We start from the raw sequence: 3,749 nt of genomic DNA on the forward strand, positions 1-3,749 counted from the left end.
CAGCGCCTCGACCGGGTCGGCGCGCCGCCGCAGCACCTCGGCGACCGGTTCGCCGGACCAGAACCGGTTGCCCACCACGCCGTGCCGCTCGGGGTGCGCGCCGGTCAGGAACGAGGCGTGCGCGGGCGCGGTGGACGACGGGAAGACCGACGTGAGCGGTGTGGCCGGGGTCGCCGCGCGGGCGGGGAACCAGCGGCCGGGGTCGAACAGCCCGTGCTGGCGCACCACCGGGGCAACCCCGCCGTCGACGCAGCACACCACAAGCCTGGGCCGGTTCACCGGATCGCCCTCCACTCGTCGGGAATCGGTTGCGGCGCCTCGATCCCCGCCACCAACCGCAGCGCCTCGGCCGGCGGTTCGGCGACCCCGAGGTGCTCGGGCGGACGTCCGGTCGGGTCGACGGGGGCCGCCGCGTCCAGGTGCGGGGTGGCGTTGTGCCGGTGCAGCAACCAGGTCCCCGCGGGTGATCCCGGTCGGTGCTCCCAGTGCGTGAGGCCGGTGTGCGCCACCGCCAGCTCGACCCGGCGACCGCCGGTCAGCAGCTCGTGGACCGCGTCGAAGACCCCGCTGTGCGTCACCAGCACGACCCGCCGCCCCGGCGCGGGTTCCGCGCACAGCTCGCTCACCAGCGCGGCGACCCGGTCCAGGAACGCCCCCCAGCCCTCCTCCCCCACGACCTCCGCGCCCGGTCGCCGTTCGCGCGGCGGTGGCGCGGACGTGGCGGCGATCTCGTCCAATCGCCGGTCCACCACGGCGGGAACCCCCAGCGCCCCGGCCACGATCTCCGCCGTCGCGCTCGCGCGGGCCAGCGCCCCGGTGCGCACCTCGGTGACGTGCGTGCGCCGCAGCCAGGCCCCGGCGAGGGCCGCCTGGCGACGCCCGTGCGCGGTCAGCTCCCGCTCCCCGCGACGGGTGTCGGCGCCGTGGCGCAGCAGGGTCAGGTGCACGCCGGTCGGCCCAGGGTCTCGGGGTGGTCGTGGTGCCAGCGCCAGGCCGAGCCGACGATGTCGTCGAGCCCGTGCCGGGGCGCCCAGTCGAACACCCGCCCGGCCAGCCCGCTGTCCGCCCACGACACCGAGGGGTCGCCCTCCCGGCGCGGCCCCACCCGCACCGGCACCTCGCACCCGGCCGCGCGGCCCAGCGCCCGCACGACCTCGCGCACGCTGGTGGGCACGCCCTGGCCGAGGTTGTAGGTGCCGGACACGTCCTCTGCGGACAGTGCGTCGAGCACGTCCACGTGCCCCCGCGCCAGGTCCTCGACGTGCACGTAGTCGCGCAGGGCGGTGCCGTCGCGGGTCGGGTAGTCGTCGCCGAAGACGTTCAGGCACGGCTCCAGCCCGAGCGCCGCGCGCACGGCCAGCGGCACCACCTGCCTGGCCACCGGCGGCAGGTGCTCGCCGAGCGAGCCGTCGAGCGCGGCGCCCGCCGCGTTGAAGTAGCGCAGGTTCGCGTAGCGCACGCCCCTCGCCCGCGCGCACCGCTCGACCAGCCGCTCGGAGATCAGCTTGGACTCGCCGTACGGGCTGACCGGCCGGGCGGGCGCCCGCTCGTCGACCGGGCACACCTGGGGCGTGCCGTACACCGCGCACGACGAGGACAGCACGAAGTGCCGGGCCCCGTGGCGGGTCGCGGCGTCGAGCAGGTTCGCCGTGCCGGTGACGTTGACGTCCAGGTACAGCCCCGGCCGCGCGACGGACTCCTGCGGCGACTTCAGCGCCGCGAAGTGGATGACCGCGTCGGGCTCGAACCCCGCGACCACCCGCGTCACGGCGGGCTCGTCGCGCACGTCCACGACCTCGACCCGCTGGCCGGGAACGGCTTCGCGCCGCCCGGTGCTCAGGTTGTCCAGCACCAGCACCTCGTGGCCGCGCGCGAGCAGCCCGCGCACCGCGAAGGACCCGATGTACCCCGCCCCGCCGCTCACCAGGACGCGCAAGCCCCGTCACCTCCCCGCAGCTCCCGCGCCAGCGCGAAGGCCTCCGCGCCCGCGACCCCGACCTGCGCGCCCCGGTACGCCGCCAGCGCGCGCACCGCGTGCGCCGAGCGCGGGTGCGGCGCGTCGATCAACTCGTAGCTGTACGCCGACAGGGCGCGGCACTTGCGCTCCACGTGCCCGCTGACGTCGTAGAAGACCGTGGGCAGGTAGGGGATCGCGGCCGGGGTCTGCTGCTCGGTGGAGGACAGCACCTCGTAGTGCAGCACCTGCCGCACCGGGCCGCCGCCGAGCACCCGCGTGGCGTAGGTGGTGGAGCGCGCCACGACCCGGTGGTCGACGTGGATGTCGCCGGGGTGGTGGGTGAACACCAGTTCCGGCTCCACCTCGCGGATCGCGCCGGTGACCGCGTCGACCACCGACCGCTGCGGCCCGTCGCCGAGCATCCCGCCCTCCAGCGCGAACCCGCCGAACCGCAGCTCCGCGACGCCCAGCTCCGCGGCGGCGGTCCGGCACGTCTCGCGCGCCCGCGCCAGGTCGACGTCCTTGTGCCGCAACGACACGCCCTCGGCCAGGATCAGCGCGCACACGTGGTGCCCGCGCTCGGCGAGGGCCGCCATGGTCGCGCCCGCGCCCAGCACCTCGTCGTCGGGGTGGGCGGCGATGACGAGCGCCCTCATGCGGTCGCGACCAGCGCTGCGGCGGGTTCGGCGCGGCGCAGCGCGCCCATCCGGTAGAGCTGGTCGACCAGCGCGCGCCGGGGGTGCGACCCGGTTCCGAGCAGCAGCGCCGGATCACCGGCCCGCACCGCCCGCGCGACGTCGGCGTGGGTGGCGGCGTCCAGCTCGGCGAGGTAGGAGGTGCGCGGCACGAACACGAACCCGGTGTCCGCCTCGCGCCGCAACCGCACCTCGTCCCAGGACAGCTCGCCCAGCAACCGGTCCACGTCGCCCCGCTCGGCGAGCAGCAGATCCAGCCGCCACAGCAGGTGCTCGACGCGCCGGTCGAGCCGGTGCCCCTCCTCGATCGCCGCCCTGGCGCCCCGGCCGAGCAGTTCGCGCAGCCGTTCGGAGGACGCCAGTCGGGTCAGGGCGTCGCGCAGCCCGTCGTCGTCGGGGAAGAGCAGGCCGCTGTACGAGTCGGTGACGAACTCCGGGATGCCCCCGATCGCGGGAGCGACCACCGGCAGCCCGGCGGCCATGGACTCCTTGAGCGCCAGCGGTCCCGTCTCCGGGACGGTGCTGGCGAGCACGGCGGCGTCGGCTGCGGCGAGCACCGGCAGGACGTCATCGCGGTGTCCGAGGAACCGGACCCGGTCGGCGATCCCGGTGCTCGCGGCGAGCGCTTCCAGCTCGGCCCGCTGCCCGCCCTCGCCCACGAGGAGCAGCACCGGCGCGGGGTCGGCCGCCACGAGGGCGAACGCCTTGAGCAGCCGGTCGATCCCCTTCTCCCAGGAGAGCCTCGCCAGCACGGCGAAGGCGCACTGCCCCGGCGCGATGCCGAGGTCGGCGCGCAGCCGGTCGCGGTCCAGCGCGGCGACGTCGGCGGCGAACCCCGCCCGGACCCCGCTGAGCAGCACCAGCAACCTCGGGTCGCGCGCGGCCACGAGGTCGCCGAACTGGGCCCGCGCCTGCTCCCACGAGGTGGCGACGACCAGCCCGGCGCGGTCCAGCAGCCAGCGCGTGCCCTCCCCCTGCTCCAGCGGGAACGCCGAGTGCCGGAACAGCACCAGCGCGCTGGGCCACCCGTCCTCGCGCAGCTGCCCGCGGACGACGGCCGCGTCGTGCCTGCCGGTCGCGCAGACCACGTCCGGCGC

General features: G+C 76.5%; 5 protein-coding genes. All 5 read right to left on the bottom strand.

Features of this window, described 5'->3' with window-relative positions:
* Positions 1-279: alkaline phosphatase family protein (locus ACTUAL_RS27630; RefSeq protein WP_440902288.1), on the bottom strand; the 279-nt coding region annotated here is incomplete at its 3' end.
* Positions 276-947 (bottom strand): histidine phosphatase family protein, encoded by a 672-nt coding sequence (locus ACTUAL_RS27635; RefSeq protein WP_440902289.1) that lies wholly within the window; start codon positions 945-947, stop codon positions 276-278. The genes ACTUAL_RS27635 and ACTUAL_RS27630, both read right to left, overlap by 4 nt.
* Positions 938-1,936, bottom strand: coding sequence for a UDP-glucose 4-epimerase GalE (gene galE / locus ACTUAL_RS27640; RefSeq protein ID WP_096493331.1), 999 nt, complete (start codon positions 1,934-1,936; stop codon positions 938-940). Before galE ends, ACTUAL_RS27635 begins: the two co-directional genes overlap by 10 nt.
* Complete coding sequence (locus ACTUAL_RS27645) at positions 1,921-2,613, bottom strand: PIG-L deacetylase family protein (RefSeq protein WP_440902290.1); 693 nt, start codon at positions 2,611-2,613, stop codon at positions 1,921-1,923. Before ACTUAL_RS27645 ends, galE begins: the two co-directional genes overlap by 16 nt.
* Positions 2,610-3,749, bottom strand: a 1,140-nt coding sequence (locus ACTUAL_RS27650) for a glycosyltransferase family 4 protein (RefSeq protein ID WP_440902291.1), incomplete at its 5' end; no start/stop codon positions are given. The genes ACTUAL_RS27650 and ACTUAL_RS27645, both read right to left, overlap by 4 nt.

The organism is Actinosynnema sp. (assembly GCF_052038725.1).

Coding starts and splice junctions, on each gene's coding strand:
- ACTUAL_RS27645 (WP_440902290.1), bottom strand. CDS start 2,613: ATGAGGGCGCTCGTCATCGCCGCCCACCCCGACGACGAGGTGCTGGGC.